The 15,436-nt window shown below is 72.7% G+C and carries 17 protein-coding genes; all 17 read left to right on the forward strand.

The annotated features are described in order from the left end of the window. The first annotated feature begins 95 nt into the window (after nucleotides 1-95). Nucleotides 96-668: a TraE/TraK family type IV conjugative transfer system protein gene (locus OXM58_19165; protein ID MDE0150485.1), complete on the forward strand. Its 573-nt coding sequence runs from the start codon at nucleotides 96-98 to the stop codon at nucleotides 666-668. Continuing rightward, nucleotides 665-1,447, forward strand: coding sequence for a type-F conjugative transfer system secretin TraK (locus OXM58_19170; protein ID MDE0150486.1), 783 nt, complete (start codon nucleotides 665-667; stop codon nucleotides 1,445-1,447). The genes OXM58_19165 and OXM58_19170 overlap by 4 nt, the downstream gene beginning before the upstream one ends. Further along, nucleotides 1,444-2,763, forward strand: coding sequence for a hypothetical protein (locus OXM58_19175; GenBank protein MDE0150487.1), 1,320 nt, complete (start codon nucleotides 1,444-1,446; stop codon nucleotides 2,761-2,763). The genes OXM58_19170 and OXM58_19175 overlap by 4 nt, the downstream gene beginning before the upstream one ends. A 1-nt stretch (nucleotide 2,764) precedes the next feature. Then, nucleotides 2,765-3,442 (forward strand): TraV family lipoprotein, encoded by a 678-nt coding sequence (locus OXM58_19180; protein ID MDE0150488.1) that lies wholly within the window; start codon nucleotides 2,765-2,767, stop codon nucleotides 3,440-3,442. After that, a complete protein-coding gene (traC, locus tag OXM58_19185; protein ID MDE0150489.1) occupies nucleotides 3,442-6,024 on the forward strand; it encodes a type IV secretion system protein TraC in 2,583 nt (860 codons plus the stop codon). Before OXM58_19180 ends, traC begins: the two co-directional genes overlap by 1 nt. After that, nucleotides 6,021-6,665 carry a hypothetical protein gene (locus OXM58_19190; protein ID MDE0150490.1) on the forward strand — a complete coding sequence of 215 codons (645 nt, stop codon included), beginning with the start codon at nucleotides 6,021-6,023 and terminating at the stop codon, nucleotides 6,663-6,665. Before traC ends, OXM58_19190 begins: the two co-directional genes overlap by 4 nt. After that, on the forward strand, nucleotides 6,649-6,891 hold the full coding sequence (locus OXM58_19195; protein ID MDE0150491.1) for a hypothetical protein: 243 nt from the start codon (nucleotides 6,649-6,651) through the stop codon (nucleotides 6,889-6,891). Before OXM58_19190 ends, OXM58_19195 begins: the two co-directional genes overlap by 17 nt. Beyond that, nucleotides 6,888-7,265 (forward strand): TrbI F-type domain-containing protein, encoded by a 378-nt coding sequence (locus tag OXM58_19200; protein MDE0150492.1) that lies wholly within the window; start codon nucleotides 6,888-6,890, stop codon nucleotides 7,263-7,265. The genes OXM58_19195 and OXM58_19200 overlap by 4 nt, the downstream gene beginning before the upstream one ends. After that, nucleotides 7,262-7,951: a S26 family signal peptidase gene (locus OXM58_19205; protein ID MDE0150493.1), complete on the forward strand. Its 690-nt coding sequence runs from the start codon at nucleotides 7,262-7,264 to the stop codon at nucleotides 7,949-7,951. The genes OXM58_19200 and OXM58_19205 overlap by 4 nt, the downstream gene beginning before the upstream one ends. Then, nucleotides 7,948-8,712, forward strand: a complete 765-nt coding sequence (traW, locus tag OXM58_19210; protein MDE0150494.1) for a type-F conjugative transfer system protein TraW — start codon at nucleotides 7,948-7,950, stop codon at nucleotides 8,710-8,712. The genes OXM58_19205 and traW overlap by 4 nt, the downstream gene beginning before the upstream one ends. Nucleotides 8,713-8,716: 4 nt before the next feature. Continuing rightward, the gene (ssb, locus tag OXM58_19215) at nucleotides 8,717-9,166 is read left to right on the forward strand and encodes a single-stranded DNA-binding protein (protein MDE0150495.1); all 450 of its coding nucleotides are present in this window, start codon (nucleotides 8,717-8,719) and stop codon (nucleotides 9,164-9,166) included. Next, nucleotides 9,166-10,167: a TraU family protein gene (locus tag OXM58_19220; GenBank protein MDE0150496.1), complete on the forward strand. Its 1,002-nt coding sequence runs from the start codon at nucleotides 9,166-9,168 to the stop codon at nucleotides 10,165-10,167. The genes ssb and OXM58_19220 overlap by 1 nt, the downstream gene beginning before the upstream one ends. Then, the gene (gene trbC, locus OXM58_19225) at nucleotides 10,152-10,904 is read left to right on the forward strand and encodes a type-F conjugative transfer system pilin assembly protein TrbC (protein ID MDE0150497.1); all 753 of its coding nucleotides are present in this window, start codon (nucleotides 10,152-10,154) and stop codon (nucleotides 10,902-10,904) included. Before OXM58_19220 ends, trbC begins: the two co-directional genes overlap by 16 nt. Then, nucleotides 10,901-12,034, forward strand: a complete 1,134-nt coding sequence (gene traN, locus OXM58_19230) for a conjugal transfer protein TraN (protein ID MDE0150498.1) — start codon at nucleotides 10,901-10,903, stop codon at nucleotides 12,032-12,034. The genes trbC and traN overlap by 4 nt, the downstream gene beginning before the upstream one ends. Further along, nucleotides 12,034-12,909 (forward strand): conjugal transfer protein TraF, encoded by an 876-nt coding sequence (locus OXM58_19235; protein ID MDE0150499.1) that lies wholly within the window; start codon nucleotides 12,034-12,036, stop codon nucleotides 12,907-12,909. Before traN ends, OXM58_19235 begins: the two co-directional genes overlap by 1 nt. A 37-nt stretch (nucleotides 12,910-12,946) precedes the next feature. Continuing rightward, on the forward strand, nucleotides 12,947-14,353 hold the full coding sequence (locus tag OXM58_19240) for a conjugal transfer protein TraH (GenBank protein MDE0150500.1): 1,407 nt from the start codon (nucleotides 12,947-12,949) through the stop codon (nucleotides 14,351-14,353). Nucleotides 14,354-14,363: 10 nt separating this feature from the next. After that, a partial coding sequence (locus tag OXM58_19245) for a conjugal transfer protein TraG N-terminal domain-containing protein (GenBank protein ID MDE0150501.1) occupies nucleotides 14,364-15,436 on the forward strand: 1,073 nt, incomplete at its 3' end.

The raw sequence follows: 15,436 nt of genomic DNA on the forward strand, positions 1-15,436 counted from the left end.
ACTGGTTCCTGCCGGACTTCGTGCTGCGGCTCAAGGCGACGCCGCCGAGCCACCTTCGGCGCTTCGTCGGCTGAGGCCCCGGGGAGGATCGAGCCATGCGGCGCACCGAAATGGATTCCGCCATCCGCCGGGTGCGCGACGTCCGTCTCGCCCTGGCCGGGCTGCTCGTCCTGTCCATGACGGCGAACCTGGCGCTCACCCTGAGCTTCGCCGGGCGCGAGACCGTCACCGTGCTGGTGCCGGCCACCGCGGGCCCGGCCTGGGAAGTCGCCGGCGGCGGCGCCGGCACGGGGTTGGCCCGGGCGCGCTATCTGGAAGACATGGCGCGCACCGTTGCGGTCACGCTCTTGACGCTGACGCCCGAGAACGCGGCCCATGTCCGCCTCGCGGCGGCGCGCATGAGCCACGCTTCGGCCCGCGGCGCGATCGGCGCCTGGGTCGAGGCCGAGGCCGCCCGCATGGCCGGTCGCGACCTAGCGAGCGCCTTCTACCCCACCGAGATCGAGGCCGACCCCCGGCGGCCCACGGTGGAGATCGCGGGCGAGCTGGTGACCTGGATCGGCCGCGAGGAGGCCGCGCGCGAGGACCGGCGCTACCGGCTCGTCTTCCGGATCGACGCCGGACGGATCGGGCTCCTGCGCTTCGAACAACTGGAGAGTGGAAAATGACGATCGCTCCGCGGCGGCGCGCGCTGCTGCTTGCCTTGCACCTTCTCTGTGTGGGCGCGCTCGCCCTGCCGCTGCCGGCGGCGGCGATGCAGATTCTGGATGCGGCCGACCATGCCGAACTCGCCGCGGAGATCTCCGCGACCGGCGTCAACCGCATCGCTGTAGCGGGCGACCGGATCGCGAAGGTGGTCCGGGCGCCGGGCGGATTCGCGGTCGAGCACGACGCAAGCTCGGGCGACCTCTATCTGCGCCCCTCGGCCCCGGATGCGTCCGGAGACCCGGCGGGAGCTCCCGTCACCCTGTTCATCGGCACCGAGAAGGGCTTCACCTACCGGCTGACGCTGATGCCGGTGGAGCGCGATTCGGCGCAGATCCTGATCCGAAACGCCGACGCGGCACGGCCGGACACGGCGACCGCCGCCGCCCCGCTTGCGGGCAGGCCCCATGTGGCGGCGCTGGTGAAGCTGGTGCGCGCCGTGGCGCGGCGGGAGCCGCTGCCGGGCCATGCCATCGAGACCGCCAGGGGCCGATCCGTGGCCGGATTGACGCTGATCGAGACCTGGCGGGGCCCGCGCTTCGCGGCGCTCGTCCTGGAAGCGGACATCTTCCCCTTCGCTTCCGGCGACAGCGCCGCGGCGGGCCTCGTCGGGACCATCGGCGAACTGCCGGGCGCGGGCCGGATCGCCGCGCTCTGGCTGGCGGCGCCCGGTACCGGGCCCTCGGGCGGCAGGCTCGCGGTGGCAGTCGTGGACGCCGGCGCCAGGGGAGGGCGGCGATGACGGCCCGCAACGACCGGCGCCCGGTCCGCGACCTGGTGGACGCCGATGCCGTGCGCCGCCGCCAGTTGCTGCTGTTTTCGGTCGTCGCGGCGGCGGTGCTGGTCGCGGTCGCCGCCTGGCTCGGCATGGGCGGCCGCAAGGAGCGGGCGCCGCAGGGCGGCATCGAGGCCGAGATCGCCGGGCCGGACGCGGCCGAGAAGGTCTGGACGCGGCGCTCCGAGGCCCGACTCGGCGAGATCGAGACGACCCTGCGCCAGATGCAGCAGGAGGCGCGGACGCTGCGCGCCGACAACGACCGGCTGCGCGGGAAGCTGGAGCGGAATGCTGCCGACGCGCGCAGCACGATCGACCGCCAGGCCGCCGTGATCGAAGAGATGAAGCGCCGGATGCAGCCGCCCGCGCAGCAGGGCAACGCGGCGGGCAACGCGCCGGGCGGCGCATCGGGCAACGATCCCTGGTTCCGCGGCCAGGCGGTGGCGCCTCAGGACGGACAATCGCGACGCACGGCGCCGGTGCGCACGCGCATGATCGAAACCTTCGAGCTCGACGGCGAGCTGCGATCTTCCGCACTCGATCCCCGTAGTGGGCCTGAACTGGTGGCCGATGCCGTGGCGAAACCGGTGTCGGCCTGGCTGCCGGCGGGCGCCCACGCCGAGGCGGTGGTGCTGGCGGGCGTCGACGCCTCGGCCGGGGTCTCCTCCCAGGGCGATCCCCGCCCGGTGCTGCTCAGGATTACCGGACCGGCTTGGACGGCGGCGCCATCGGGTTCGGGGGACGGAACGGCCCTGCAGGTCGACGTCGACGGCTGCACCGTGACCGGCGCGGCACACGGCGACCTCTCCTCCGAGAAAGTCTATGTGCGCTTCCGCACCATGACCTGCGCCGGGCCCGAGCCCGGCACGGTAATCGAGACCGACGTCGCCGGCTTCGTCGCCGGGTCCGGCAAGACCGGCGTGCGCGGACCCGTCGTGAGCCGCGAGGGCGCGCTGGTCGAGAAGGCCTTCCTCGCCGGCATGGTCTCCGGCGTCGGCCAGGGCGTCGCCCAGGCCTTCCAGCCCCAGGCCGTGGCCACCGGCACCGGCGCCACCGTCTCCAACAGCGCGCTTTCAGATATCGGCCGGGCGGGACTCGGCGCCGGCGCGTCGTCGGCCGGCCAGAAGGTTGCCGACTACATGATCCGCCGTGCCGAGCAGTACCAGCCGGTGATCCAGCTCCAGGCCGGCACGAAGGTGACGCTGGTGTTCCTCGAAGGCGCCCGCATCGACGGCCGTCCCGCGGCACCCGCAAAACCGCAATCCGCTCGCAAGGGAAACTGACATGACTCGACGCATGACGCCTGCGCCGCGCGGCCCGGCGCCCTGTCCCGGCCCCCGAGCCGGGATCCCGGCCGCCGCGATCGCCGCCCTCCTGCTCGCCGGCTGCTCGTCGGGGCACATCGGCGACAGCTGGCAGTGCCCGCTGGCGAAGGGCGGGGCCTGCGACAGCGTCGCCGCCGCGGATCCCGCGGTACCGGATGCCGATGCGACCCGGAATATGGAACTGCGCAGGCCGCTCTACCTGGTCCCGGATGCCGTATCGGGCGAGCCGGCGTCTCCCGCGGCGCGCTGCGAGCCGGGCTGCGGCGGGTTCGATCCGTTTGCCTGGCTCGTGAAGCTGTTCCGGGCGGACCCCGGCTCGGGCGCCGGGGCAGGCGGCGGAGAGGCAACCCGGTTGCCGGACTCCGGGGCGTCGAAGACAGGGGGCGCCGCCGCGCAGACGCCCGCCGCCCGGGCATCGGCCGGGGTCCTCGCCGCCGAACCGGCCGCCGCCCTTCCGGCCGAAGCCGGCCCGTCGCGGGACGAAGCTGCGCAAGGCGAGCCGGATATCGGCGATCTCCGCACGGGCGAGGTGGTGGCGCGCATCTGGATCGCGCCGTTCGTCGACGCGGACGGCGTCTACCGCGAGGCGAGCCATGTGCGGGTGGTGCTGGAGCCCGCCGGCTGGAGGGTCCCCTGATGCCCTCGGGGATCGGCCGTCTCCTCGAACTCTTCGAGGGTCCCGAGGCGCCGGGTTCCTGGACGCCGCCCGCGATGCCGGCGGCGCTGCATGCCCTGCTGCCCTGGCGCGCCTTCGACGAATCGAGCGAGCTGTACGTCAACGCCGGCTCGACCGGGTTCGTGGTCGAGCTGCCGCCCTTCGCCGGGATCGACGCCGAGACCCTGGGCGCGCTCGCCGGCACGCTGGCCGACGCGGCGCCGGAGCGCTGCACCGTGCAGGTCATCCACTGGGCCAGCCCAAGGTTCGGGGCGGCGAGCCGGGCCTGGGCGGAGCCCCGCAGCGAGGCGGGCGGGGCGCTAGCCCGGATGGGTGCACAGCGCCGCGACCTGCTTGGCAGCGGCGGCTGGCGCCGCCTGCACGGGGGCGGTCCGCCCTTCACTCTCTCGGACTACCGGGTGTTCGTCACCGCTTGCCTGGCCGGCGGCGCGGCGCGCGCTGCGACGCCGGGCCCGGCCGCAGAGACTGCGCTCGGCGCGTTCCGCCGGGCGCTCGAAGGAACGCTCGCCTCGGCGGGCGCACAGACCCGGCGGCTGGAGCCCGACGGGCTGCTGTCGCTCGCTGCCGAGCTGGTCGCGCCGGACCTGCACGGAGCGCGGGACGGCGGAACCGAGCGCCCGCCCCGGCGCTGGGCGCCGCGCGATCCGCTGCACGAGCAATGCGCGTCTCCGGGCCGGGCGCTCACCGTGGCGCCGACCGGCCTCACATTCCACCGTCCCGGCGAGGATGGGCGTGGTGGGCACGCCGGGGACATCGCAGTGCGGGTGCTCTCCGCCGTGGCCTTCCCCGAGGTCTGGCCGGGCTGGCGCGGCAACGCGCTGATCGGCGACTTCCACCGCGACTTCCTCCAGCCCGGCTGCCCGGTGCTGACCTGCCTCACCGTCATGACCGGCGACGCCGCCTCGGGCGAGAAGGCCTTCCTCAAGGCGGCCCGCGCGACCCAGCAGGCCGGCACCGGCATCGCGCGCTATCTCCCCGGCCTGCCCGAGAAGGCGCGCGACTGGCAGACCGTCACCGAGCGGCTGAAGGACGGCGAGCGGCTGGTCAGGGCCTGCTACATGGCCGCCGTCTACGCCCCGCTCGACAGTCTCGACGAGGCGGAGCAGGCGGTGCGCGCCATCTATCACGGCCAGGGCTGGCGCGTCGCCGCCGAGCGCTACATGCAGCTGCCCTCCTGGCTCGCCTGTCTCCCCATGGGCAGCGCCGGCGGCCTCGACGCCGATCTCGAACGCATGGGCCGGATGAAGACCCTGCTGACGTCGAGCGCCGTCAACCTCGCCCCGCTCCATGGCGAGTGGCGGGGACAGCCCATGAACCTCGACAACCCGCCCGCCCTGTTCCTGATCGGGCGCCGGGGCCAGCCGGCCTGCTGGTCGCCCTTCGCCAACGAGGCCGGCAACTACAACACCGCCGTCACCGGCAAGTCGGGCTCGGGCAAGTCGGTGCTGATGCAGGAGCTGGTGACCGGGCTGATCGGCGCCGGCGGCGAGGCCGTGGTGATCGACGACGGGCGCTCGTTCCAGCATACGGCGGAAGCCCTGGAGGGCGCATTCATCGCCTTCGGCAAGGACCCGGCCTGCCTCAATCCCTTCGCCATGATCGACGCCGGAACGGCGGCGCATGACGGCGACTACCGCGAGGAGTGCTTCGCCATGCTGGCCGGTGTCATCGGACGCATGGCAAGGCGTCGGGGAGGCATCGACGACATCGAGGCGGCGCTGATCGCCGAGGCGATCGCGGCGGCCTGGGACGAAGCCGGCAACGGTGCCGACCTCGGCACCGTCAGGAAGAACCTCGAAGCAAGGGACGACCGCCGCGCGGCCGACATGGCGACCTCCCTCGGTCCGTGGTGCCCGGGCGGCGCCATGGGGCGGCTCTTTGCGGGTTCGAGCGTCCCCGATCTGGAGAATGCCCTGACGGTGTTCGAGCTGGCCGAGCTCAAGGGCCGCGGCGACGTCCAGGCGGTGGTGTTGATGCTGGTGGTCTTTCTCGCCACCCAGCGCATGTATCACGGCCCCCGCACAAGGGCGAAGGCGATCGTGATCGACGAGGCGTGGGACCTGCTCGCGGGCGAGGACAGCCGGGCGTTCCTCGAGGGCGCTGCGCGGCGCGCCCGGAAATACCGCGGCGCCCTCGTCACGGGCACGCAGAGCGTCAACGACTACTACGCCAACCCGGCGGCCCGCGCCGCCTGGGAGAACTCGGACTGGGTGATCTTCCTCGCCCAGAAGGACGAATCGGTCGAGCTGCTCAAATCCGAGAAGCGCATCCACTGCGACCCCGGCATGGAACGCGCGCTGAAGTCACTCACCACCGCCGACGGGCGCTACGCCGAGCTGGTGCTGCACGGCCCGGACGGCTGGCGGGTCGCGCGGCTGGTGCTCGACGCCTGGTCGGTGGCGCTGTTCTCCTCGCGCGGCCCGGCCTTCGCCGCGGTCGAAACCCTCAAGGCCGAAGGGCTCTCCACGGTCGAGGCCATCGACCGGCTCGCAGGAACCGCTACCGGACATTCAGAAAAAACAGACATGGAAGAAGACGCATGACGCGGAAACCCACTGCCCCCGGATCGAAGGGAGCCCGCCCCGGTCCCCGAACCGGGGGAGCAGGCGAGCGGCCGCTCAACTGGCCGGGCGATCCGGAGACCGTAACGGCCGGCGATATCGACTTCGAGGCGCTGGCCCATGTGCTCGCGAACACCTGCCGGCGGGGCGGCTGCTGCCGGCAGTACCACTCGGTCGCGGCGCATGCCGTGATCGTGTCGGAGGAGATCGAGGCCCTCGACGGGCTCGGGGACGAGGACCGGCGGACGCTGGCGCTGCACGCGCTGCTCGCCGATGCGCCCTCGGCCTGGCTCCGGGGCGCGGCGCCGGGCTCGCAGCGCGCGATGGACCGGACCGGACGTCTCGCCACGGCGATCGAGGCGGCGGTGCGCGAGGCCGCCGGGCTCGATGCGGCGCCGGACGAGGAGCAGTCGGAATTGCTGCGGTTCGTGACCCGCATGGCGGCGGCGACCGAGAGCCGCGACCTGCTGGAAGGGAATGCGCAGGCCGGCGCCGGCGTCGCCTTCCCGCCGCTGAAGCGGCGCATCCGCTCGATTGCGCCGGACAAGGCGGCGGAAGCCTGGCTCGCCCGGTTCCGGGCGCTTGCGGGCGACCGGGGAGCGGCCGATGCAGCCGCATCCTGACCGCGGCCAGCCCGTGGAGTCCGGCATGACCGTCGAGGAGGACGCCGGGGCGGTCTTCCGCGCGGCGATCGCTGCGGGCGTGCTGTCGGCCGAACCGGCCGACCGCAACTGGGCCGGCCACTATTTCTACATGTTCCACGACCGGGACGGTGCGGCCTGGTTCAAGCACCGGGACAGCCGGACCCATGTCACCGTGGCGGCCGCGCAGGCGGGGAACGGACCATGAGCGAGATCCGCCTGCTGGCATCTGCGCTTCTGCTCTCCGGCGGGATGGCGGCGGCAGTGGCCGCGGCGACGCTGCGCTATGGGGTCGAGGCGCCGCCGCGCATCGCCGGGGTGCGCCTGGCCGAACTCACGGCGGCCTACTCGACTCGCGCCGCGAGCCAGGGCAGGAGTGCGGAAGAGGTGCGGGCCTGGGGCGAGGCCCTGGAAGCTGCGCTCAACCGGGTGGCGAAGCGCCATGGCGCGGTGCTGCTGCCGGCCCGCGCGGTGGCGGCCGGGGCGCCGGACCTGACGCGGCAGGTGGAAGCCACGCTCGCCGAATTCCTTGCGCGGAGAACGGGCGGGAGCGCCGGAGCTGCGCCGGGAGACGGGCGGTGACGGCGTTGCGTCCGACATTCAAGCTGCGCACCGGGAGCCCGCGCCGCCGGCATGTTGGCCTCGCTGTCATGGTCGTGCTGGCGGCCGTCTGGCTGGGCGCGGCCTCGCGCATTCATGTCAACGCGAGCTGGTCGGACCGGGCCTGGGGCTATGCCGCCTTCCCGCTGTTCGGCGAGGACCCGAAGATCGGCGACCGGGTGCTGTTCGACCCGCCGGATGGAGCCTGGCCCGGACCACGATCCGGGCTCAGTGCGAGGGTGCCGTATCTCAAGACCGTGCGCGGCGTGCCTGGCATGCGCATCGCAATTGCGATAGACAGAACGGTCTTTCTGGACGGCGAGCCGGTCGGCCGCGCCAAGGCGCAGGCGCTCGACGGGAGGCCGCTGGAAGCGATTGCGCCCGGGATCATACCGCCGGGACATTATTTCCTGCACGCCGATCACCGGGACAGCCACGACAGCCGCTATGCCGAGATCGGTCTCGTGCCGCGCGGTCGCATCCTCGGACGGGCCGTGGCCCTGCCGGACCTCCCCTGGCTCGGGCTGAAGGGGCCGCTGGTCGGACCGGAGGACGGCGGTCGTCCTGAACGCTCCGTCACGATCCTGCCGCATCCGGCGGAATCACCGCCTCCTGCTCGGGAAGAAGGCGACACGCTGACCGGTCCGCCGACGAAGGCCAGGCCATGACCGGGCCGGACACCATGCCCCCGGATCGAAGTCCGGGGCAGGCGACCTTCCGGCCGTTCGCCGCGGCGGCCCTTGCCGTCTCGCTGGCGCTCGCCGCGCCGACGCCAGCGTCGGCGAAGGATCTCGGCGTGCGCGGCGCGACCTGGCCGGTGGCGGAGCCGGACCTGCTGGCGCAGATCGAGGCCCGCCTCCACGAGATGGAACGGTCCGGCGAAATGGCCCGTTTGCAGCGGCAAGCCCGCGAGCGTGCCCGGATGAAGCTGGAAGAACCGGATCCCGTGCCGGGCATCGCGCCCGCCAGGGAGGAACGCAGCCGCCTGTTCGACCCCGCCATCACGGTCGCGCGGGACATCCGCACCCCGGACGGCGCGCTCGTCGCCGCCGCCGGCGCGCGGGTCAATCCGCTGGAGCGGATCGCGCTCGCGCGCGACCTGCTGTTCGTCGACGGCAGGCGGGAGGCAGAGGTCGCCTGGGCGCTCGCCCGGGAAGAGGAGAGCGGGCGGCCCGCCAAGATCGTGCTGCTCGCCGGCCGGCCGCTCGACCTGATGCGCCGGCACGGCCGGCCCTTCTTCTTCGACACCGGCGGGCGCCTGGCGGCCCGGTTCGGGCTCAGCCTGACGCCGGTCCTGGTCGCCCAGGACGGCACGCAGCTCCGCATCACCGAATTCCCGGTCGAGAGCCTGCCCCGGACACGTTCCGGGGACCGGGATGGCCCCGGATCAAGGTCCGGGACAGGCCCAGCCCCCCAACAGGAGGATTGAAACCATGCTTCATGTCAACCGCGCCACCCTGCTCGGCCGCGCCGGGCGCGACCCGGACGTCCGCACGCTGAAGGGCGGCGGCAAGGCGGCGGCCTTCTCGCTCGCCACCAACCAGAAATGGACCGACCGCGAGGGCCGGCCGACCGAGGCCACCGAATGGCACCGGGTCGTCGTCTACGGCCCGGCCGCGGCCGCGGTGGAGAAGATGCTGCGCAAGGGCGACGCGGTGCTGGTCGAGGGCCGGGTCGCGACGCGCGGCTTCACCGACAAGGACGGGACCGAGCGGACGATCACCGAGATCGTCGTGGCGGGTCCGCAGGGCACGGTCAGCATCCTGCCCGGACGGCGGGCGGCCGACGCACCGCAGGACTCCGGCAACCCCGGCCCGGCAGAGGCAGAGGCTGCCCGGCAAGCGGAAGCTCCGGACAATGGCGCCGATCCCGGCACCGGCTGATGAACAGGGGTCCGCTCATCGCCTGCGCGTTCCTCCTGGCGGTCCTGCTGTGGCCGGGCGCGGTCTCGGCGCAGTCCTGCACCGGGCGCTTCGTCAACCCAATCACGGATGTCTGCTGGGAGTGCCTGCTGCCGATCTCGATCGGGCCGATCTCCATCGGCGGAGCGGCGGGCGCGCCGGACACCCCCAACCCGTCCTCGCCGATCTGCTTCTGCGGCAGACCGATCCCCCGGATCGGGCTCTCGCTCGGGGTATGGGAACCGGCCCGGCTGATGGACGTGACCCGCACGCCCTGGTGCTTCCCCAACCTCGGCGGCCTCACCATCGACCCGGGGCTGCACGCCGTGCGGGGCCGTACCGGCTCTTCCGGCGGAGACGGCGCGCAGGGCTCGGTCTGGCACGCGCACTACTATTTCTATCCGCTCCTGTCCTGGATTGGGGTGCTGCTCGACCTCGGCTGCCTGGAGGGCGGCGGCCTCGACATCGCCTGGACCTCGGAACTCGATCCGGCCTGGCTCGACGACGAACTGACCTTCCTGCTCAACCCGGAAGCGGCACTGTTCGCCAACCTGCCGGCCCAGGCGGCCTGCGCCGCCGACTGCGCCGCGGCCTCTGCGGGCCTGCCGCTCGACTCGATGTTCTGGTGCGCCGGCTGCCAGGGCGGGATGTATCCGCTGACCGGAAACGTCGCGGCCCATGTCGGCGGGGTCCAGGCCTCGCTGCTGGCGGCCCAGCGACTGCTCTACCGGCTGCACCGCGCCGGGCTCGTCTGGGGCACCTCGGGATCGCGGGCGCTGTGCGGGCGTTACCCGATGCCGGTGATGAAGAAGTCACAGTACCGCTGGCAGATGACCGAGCCGGTTCCGGCGACCTCGGCGGCGACCGGCTGCAACCCGACGGGACGGTCCTCGGTGCTGTGGGAGACGCTGCGCGAACTGCCGGTTTCCGGCGAGAACTTCGGCTACCTGCTGTGGAGAAAACGATCGTGCTGTTTGCTCTGAACCGGACCGGCATCGTCGTTGCCGGGCTCGCCTGCGTCCTGCTGACGGCCGGATGCTGCCGACCCGTCCTGGCCGAAGAACTGTCGCCGGGCGCCGAGGCGGAGAGGCTGGCAGACGAGGCGATGCGCAAGGCCGGCGGCAACGGCCGGGAGTCGCTCCGCGCCTGGTCCCGCTCGATCATAGACCGTGCGCTGGACCCCGCCCGCGGGACCGCGCGGCAGACCGTACCCGGCAGCGCCGGACAATCCACCGCCCCGCTCCCGGCCGAAAGCCACGCGGAGCACGTCGCCGGCGATGCGTACGGCCGCGGGGGCACGGCGGAAGTTCTGATCTTCACCAGCCTGTCGGTGCCTGCGGCGAGCTGGCGGCAATGGGCGGGCGACGCAGCCCGCAGCGGCGCGCCCTTGGTGCTGCGCGGCGTCGGCAAAGGCGGTCTGCCCGCGACCGCGAAGCGGATCGGCGCGCGCCTCGGCGGCCATGACACGGGCGTCGCCATCGACCCGCGCCTGTTCCGCCTGTTCGGCATCGAGCGGGTGCCCGCCGTGGTCGTCGCGCCGGGCGGCGTTCCGCCCTGCCGCAGCCGAGGCTGCGCGGACGACCCGGCGCCGCCACACGACCTGGTGACCGGAAACATCGGCCTGGCGGCGGCGCTGGAGGCCGTCGTCGACGAGGGCGCCGTCGGCCGCGATGTCGCCCGCCTGCATCTCGAACGCCTGAGAGGAGAAAACCGGCCATGACGGAACGAAGCGCACATTCGGACGACCGCATCGCGGTCGCGCTGGACCGCGGAACGCGGGTCGTGCGTCTGCTGACCTGGACCGCCATGTTCGCGCTGGTCTGCCTGATGCTGTGGATCGTGTCGGCGCAGGCAGACCCGAAAGAGGCCGCCCGCGCCATCGGCAATGCGGGCAACGCGGCGGCGCGCGCCGTCGCGCGGGATTCTTCCAACGCGGCCGACGTGCCGGGCTACGCCGGCACCGACCTGCCGGAGCGCAACATCGGCGCAAGCCGGCTCCGGGACGAGGGCCGCGCCCGCCTTGCCGATCCGGACGATCCCGGCGGCGCGGCCGGGCGCGCGGTAATCCAGGGGACGACAAGCCGGCCCGCGGCGAGCGTGCCGGCGACCGATCCGGCGGTGACCCGGACGGAGGGCATCGCGGCGTCGCCGCAGTCTCCGGCGCACGGCGCGGACGGCCTCGCCTCGGGCAGCGCCGCGGAATGCAGCGCCGGACTCGACGACGCGGAGGACGGCGGGACCTGCGGGACCGTGCGGTATTGCGTCGGCGCCGGCTGCGAGACCGTGCGGCCGCAGGCCAACACCGGCTTCGTCGAGACGACCACCCGTCTCAACATGGCGCTGGAGCTCGGCGGCGAGGAATTCGACCGGGACGACATGCGCTTCTTCAAGGGCAAGCGCCGGCGCTGCCATGTCCATTTCGGGGGGCTGGCCAACTGCTGCAGGAACAGCGGCCTGCTGGTCGGCCTGGCCAACTGCTCGTCGAGGGACAAGCAACTGGCGAAGGAGCGTAACGCCGGCAACACCCACTATCTCGGCAAGCGCTGCTCGAAGAAGATCATCTTCGGCATCTGCGTCCGCCGCTCGCGCTACTGGTGCGTGTTCGGCTCCAAGCTCGGCCGCATCCTGCAGCAGCAGGGCCGCCGCCAGCTCGGCATCCGCTGGTCGAACTGCCGCGGCTTCACCGTGGCGGAGATCGAGCGCATCGACTTCGCCCGCCTCGACCTCTCCGAGTTCACCGAGAACCTGATGGACGGCGCGAAGGAGCCCGGCGTGTCGCTGCCCGACGCCGGCGACACCGGAGCGGCCATGCGCACGCGCATCCGCGAGTTCTATCAGCGGGGCCAGTGATGGCGCGCGCCTCGACCTACGCCGTTGCGGCGGGCATCGTCTGGATGGTCGCGGTCGCTTTCGCCGCCCCGGCCGCGACGGCTGGCGAGTGGCGCTCCTGGTGCGGGCCGGGTCCCGGATCAAGTCCGGGATCGGGTCCCGGATCGAGTCCGGGACGAGCGCCGGACTACCGTCCGTCGCTCGGCTGGCATTTCTATTGCGACAGACACGACAGAAGCCAAGATCACGCCGCTCCGCAGGCGCCGCCGCCTGCCGTCGACGACAGGCGCACGGCGACCGAGCGGATTCTCGAACTGCGCCGTGCGCTCGAAGAGGCCCGCGCCGAGGCGATCCTCGATCCGACGCCTGCCAAGGTGACAGCCTATCTGCGCCTGCAGCAGGAGACGCTGCAACGGGCGGCGGCCTTCTCCGACGCCTTCCGGCGCACGGTGTGGGCGACGCCGGCGCTCGACTACACGCTGCGGCGCCCGGTCGGCGCGCTCGCCAAGCAGGTCTGGTCGGACCGGCGTCGCGATGCCCGCGACCGGGCGCTGGCCCGGCTCGGCGAGCGCTACGGCCTGATCTACCTCGGCCTTGCCGGCTGCGCGGGCTGCAGGGTGTTCGGTCCGCTGCTGCGCGCCTTCGCCAAACGCCACGATCTGGACGTGCTCGCCGTCTCCCTCGACGGCGCGGCGCTGGAGGGCTGGCCCGAGGCGGTCGCCGACAACGGCCGCGCCGCCCGGCTCGGCCTCGGCAACGCGCCGGTGCCCGCGCTCGTGCTGTTCGATACCCAAACGAAGCGGATCCTGCCGGTCGGCTTCGGCGTCATGGCCGAGGACCAGATGGCCGAGCGGATCTTCGCGCTCACCGCCCTGGAGCCCGGAAGTGACTATTAGGAGAACCTTGCGGCATATCGAATCCACCGAAGTTCGGTTGGGCCGCGCCGTCCTCCTGCTTGCCGTCCTGCTGTTCGCGGCTGTCCCGGCCCGCGCCGACGTGCTCTCGGAAATGAACCGCTTCTGGCGGGGTGCGGCGGTCAACACCACCGGCCCGACCGCCTTCCAGGGCCAGGCCTCGGGCCACTGGACCCTCGGCAACCTCTACCTGCGTGCACCGGTGCGCTCGGAGCAGATCGCGTCGATCAGCCTGCCTTCCTTCCGGGCCGGCTGCGGCGGCATCGACGCGTTCGCCGGGGCGTTCTCCTTCATCAACTCCGACCAGCTCGTGGCGTTCGCCCGCGCGGTCGCCCAGAACGCGGTCGGGTTCGCCTTCGAGCTGGCCCTGGAGACGATCTCGCCGGTGATCGCCGAGACCATGGCCAAGCTGCGGGCGCTGGCGCAATGGGTGAACTCCCAGAACCTGAACAGCTGCGAGACCGCCCAGGCGCTGGTCGGCGCCCTCTGGTCGAAGAACGACCGGGCCTCGGCCGCGATCTGCGCCGCGATCGGCACCGGCCAGGGGATATTCAGCGATTACGCCGCCGCCAAGCACGGCTGCGGTGCGGCGGGCAAGCGCAACTCGACCCTCGCCAGCGCCTCCGGCGCCATGGCCGACCAGGTGCCGGTCAACGTCAACTACGCCTGGAAGGCCATAAGAAGCTCGTCCTTCCTGTCCGGGGACACCCAGCTTGCCGAGTTCGCCATGGCGGTGACCGGCACGCTGATCGTGACGTCGCCGACGTCCGATTCCGACACTTCCGGACCCAGGGTGCGCATCCTGGAGCCGCTGGCCCTCGACCGCCGCGTCACCGAGGTGCTGATGGAGGGCGGCGGCGCGCTGCCGGTCTACCGCTGCGACACCACGAACCTCTGCCTCAACCCGAGCCTCGGCACGGTGACCATCCCGGCCAACCGGGGCTTCCGGGCGCGGGTGGCCGGGCTGCTGCGCGATCTCGTCGATGCCGTCAGGACCGATACCGCGCCGCCCGCCGCGGCGCTCGGGCTCGTCAACCTCACCACCCTGCCGGTCTACCGGGTCGCAAACACGGCCGCGGCCTACCGGGGCGCCGTGATCGACCAGGAAATGGACGCCCTCGCCGAGGCCGTGGCGCTCGACGTCATGCAGGTCTGGATCGCGGACCTCCACCGCGCTGTCGAGGAGCGCGCCGGAACCCTCGACATCGCCGACGGCGAGCAGTTGCAGAAATGGCGCGAGGGGCTGAGAGCGAACCGCGTCGCCCTGGCGCGGCACAGGCATCAGGGGCTCCAGCGGCTCAACACGGCGCTCGCCGTGGTCGAGAAGCTCAGGCTGATCGAGACCGAACTCGCCGGCGCCCTGTCGGCCGATCTCCGCGCGGCATTGGCCTTCGCCCGCGGCGGCGCCGGCGCCGGGTCGCGCTGACGCCTTATAGATGTACGAGCTCTTCACCCTCGGCGGCGGCGTCTACCTGGTCGACCTGCTGAACGCCGTCGCGGCGATTACCGCGGGCGGCGCCTTCGTCACCCTCGGGCAGCTCGCCGGCGTCGCGGGGCTCGCCTGGGTCCTGTTCCGCACCGCCTTCGGCGGCTCGTGGAAGGACAACGCCAAGTGGATGCTGCTGTTCGTGGCGGTCTGGGGCGCGATGATCGTGCCCAAGGCGACGGTGCGGGTGGTCGACCGTCTGGATCCGACGCTCGCGCCCGCCGTGGTCGCCAACGTTCCGATCGGGCTCGCGCTCTTCGCCTCGCTGACCAGCCAGGTCGGCGACGGGCTGACCCGGCTTACCGAGCAGGCCTTCACCCTGCCGAACGATCTCCACTACCGGCGCCACGGGCTGATCTTCGGGGCCCGGCTCGCGGCCAGGACGACCCGCCTCGAGATCACCGATGCGGTGTTCGCCCGCAACGTCCGCAACTACGCCCGGCAATGCGTGTTCCACGCCCTGCTGCTCGGCCACATCTCGGCCGACGATTTGCGGGAGAGCACGGACATCTGGTCGCTGGTGACTGCCACTGGCTCGCCCTCGGCCGGGGCCTCGCCGGCGCGCATGGTCGAGTTCGCGACGCGCCAGGCCGCGACCGGCACCGGCGCCACGCCGATCGACCGGCAGATCGTCACCTGCCGGGATGCGGCGTCACGGCTGAACGGCCAGTGGACCGCCGAAATCCAGCGCGCCGGCACCGTGTTCGGGCGGCGGATATTCCCGGATGCCAGGACGGAAGCCTTGGCGCGGGCCGAACTCCTGACCGCCCTTCCGGCCGCGCACGCCTTCCTCATCGGCGCGTCCCGGAGCGCGGCCGAGATCATGCGCCAGCAAATGGTCCTCAACGCCGTCCACGACGCCGGCGAGCAGTGGGCGGCCGAAGCCGGCAACGCGGCGGCGCTCAGGGCCTATACGGAAGCCCGGGCCGAGGCCCAGACGGTTTCGGCCTACCGGGCGATCGGCCGTCAGGCCGAGACCTGGGTGCCGCTGCTGCGCATCGTCTTCGAGTGCCTCTATGTCGG

It is taken from the genome of Rhodospirillaceae bacterium (assembly GCA_028819475.1).
Classification (GTDB): domain Bacteria; phylum Pseudomonadota; class Alphaproteobacteria; order Bin65; family Bin65; genus Bin65.

Excerpts from the sequence above, each read along its gene's own strand:
- ssb (MDE0150495.1), top strand. The coding sequence starts at position 8,717 with ATGCTTCATGTCAACCGCGCCACCCTGCTCGGCCGCGCCGGGCGCGAC.
- OXM58_19170 (MDE0150486.1), top strand. The coding sequence starts at position 665 with ATGACGATCGCTCCGCGGCGGCGCGCGCTGCTGCTTGCCTTGCACCTT.
- OXM58_19195 (MDE0150491.1), top strand. The coding sequence starts at position 6,649 with ATGCAGCCGCATCCTGACCGCGGCCAGCCCGTGGAGTCCGGCATGACC.
- traN (MDE0150498.1), top strand. The coding sequence starts at position 10,901 with ATGACGGAACGAAGCGCACATTCGGACGACCGCATCGCGGTCGCGCTG.
- OXM58_19235 (MDE0150499.1), top strand. The coding sequence starts at position 12,034 with ATGGCGCGCGCCTCGACCTACGCCGTTGCGGCGGGCATCGTCTGGATG.
- OXM58_19180 (MDE0150488.1), top strand. The coding sequence starts at position 2,765 with ATGACTCGACGCATGACGCCTGCGCCGCGCGGCCCGGCGCCCTGTCCC.
- OXM58_19220 (MDE0150496.1), top strand. The coding sequence starts at position 9,166 with ATGAACAGGGGTCCGCTCATCGCCTGCGCGTTCCTCCTGGCGGTCCTG.
- OXM58_19165 (MDE0150485.1), top strand. The coding sequence starts at position 96 with ATGCGGCGCACCGAAATGGATTCCGCCATCCGCCGGGTGCGCGACGTC.
- OXM58_19190 (MDE0150490.1), top strand. The coding sequence starts at position 6,021 with ATGACGCGGAAACCCACTGCCCCCGGATCGAAGGGAGCCCGCCCCGGT.
- traW (MDE0150494.1), top strand. The coding sequence starts at position 7,948 with ATGACCGGGCCGGACACCATGCCCCCGGATCGAAGTCCGGGGCAGGCG.
- traC (MDE0150489.1), top strand. The coding sequence starts at position 3,442 with ATGCCCTCGGGGATCGGCCGTCTCCTCGAACTCTTCGAGGGTCCCGAG.
- OXM58_19175 (MDE0150487.1), top strand. The coding sequence starts at position 1,444 with ATGACGGCCCGCAACGACCGGCGCCCGGTCCGCGACCTGGTGGACGCC.
- OXM58_19200 (MDE0150492.1), top strand. The coding sequence starts at position 6,888 with ATGAGCGAGATCCGCCTGCTGGCATCTGCGCTTCTGCTCTCCGGCGGG.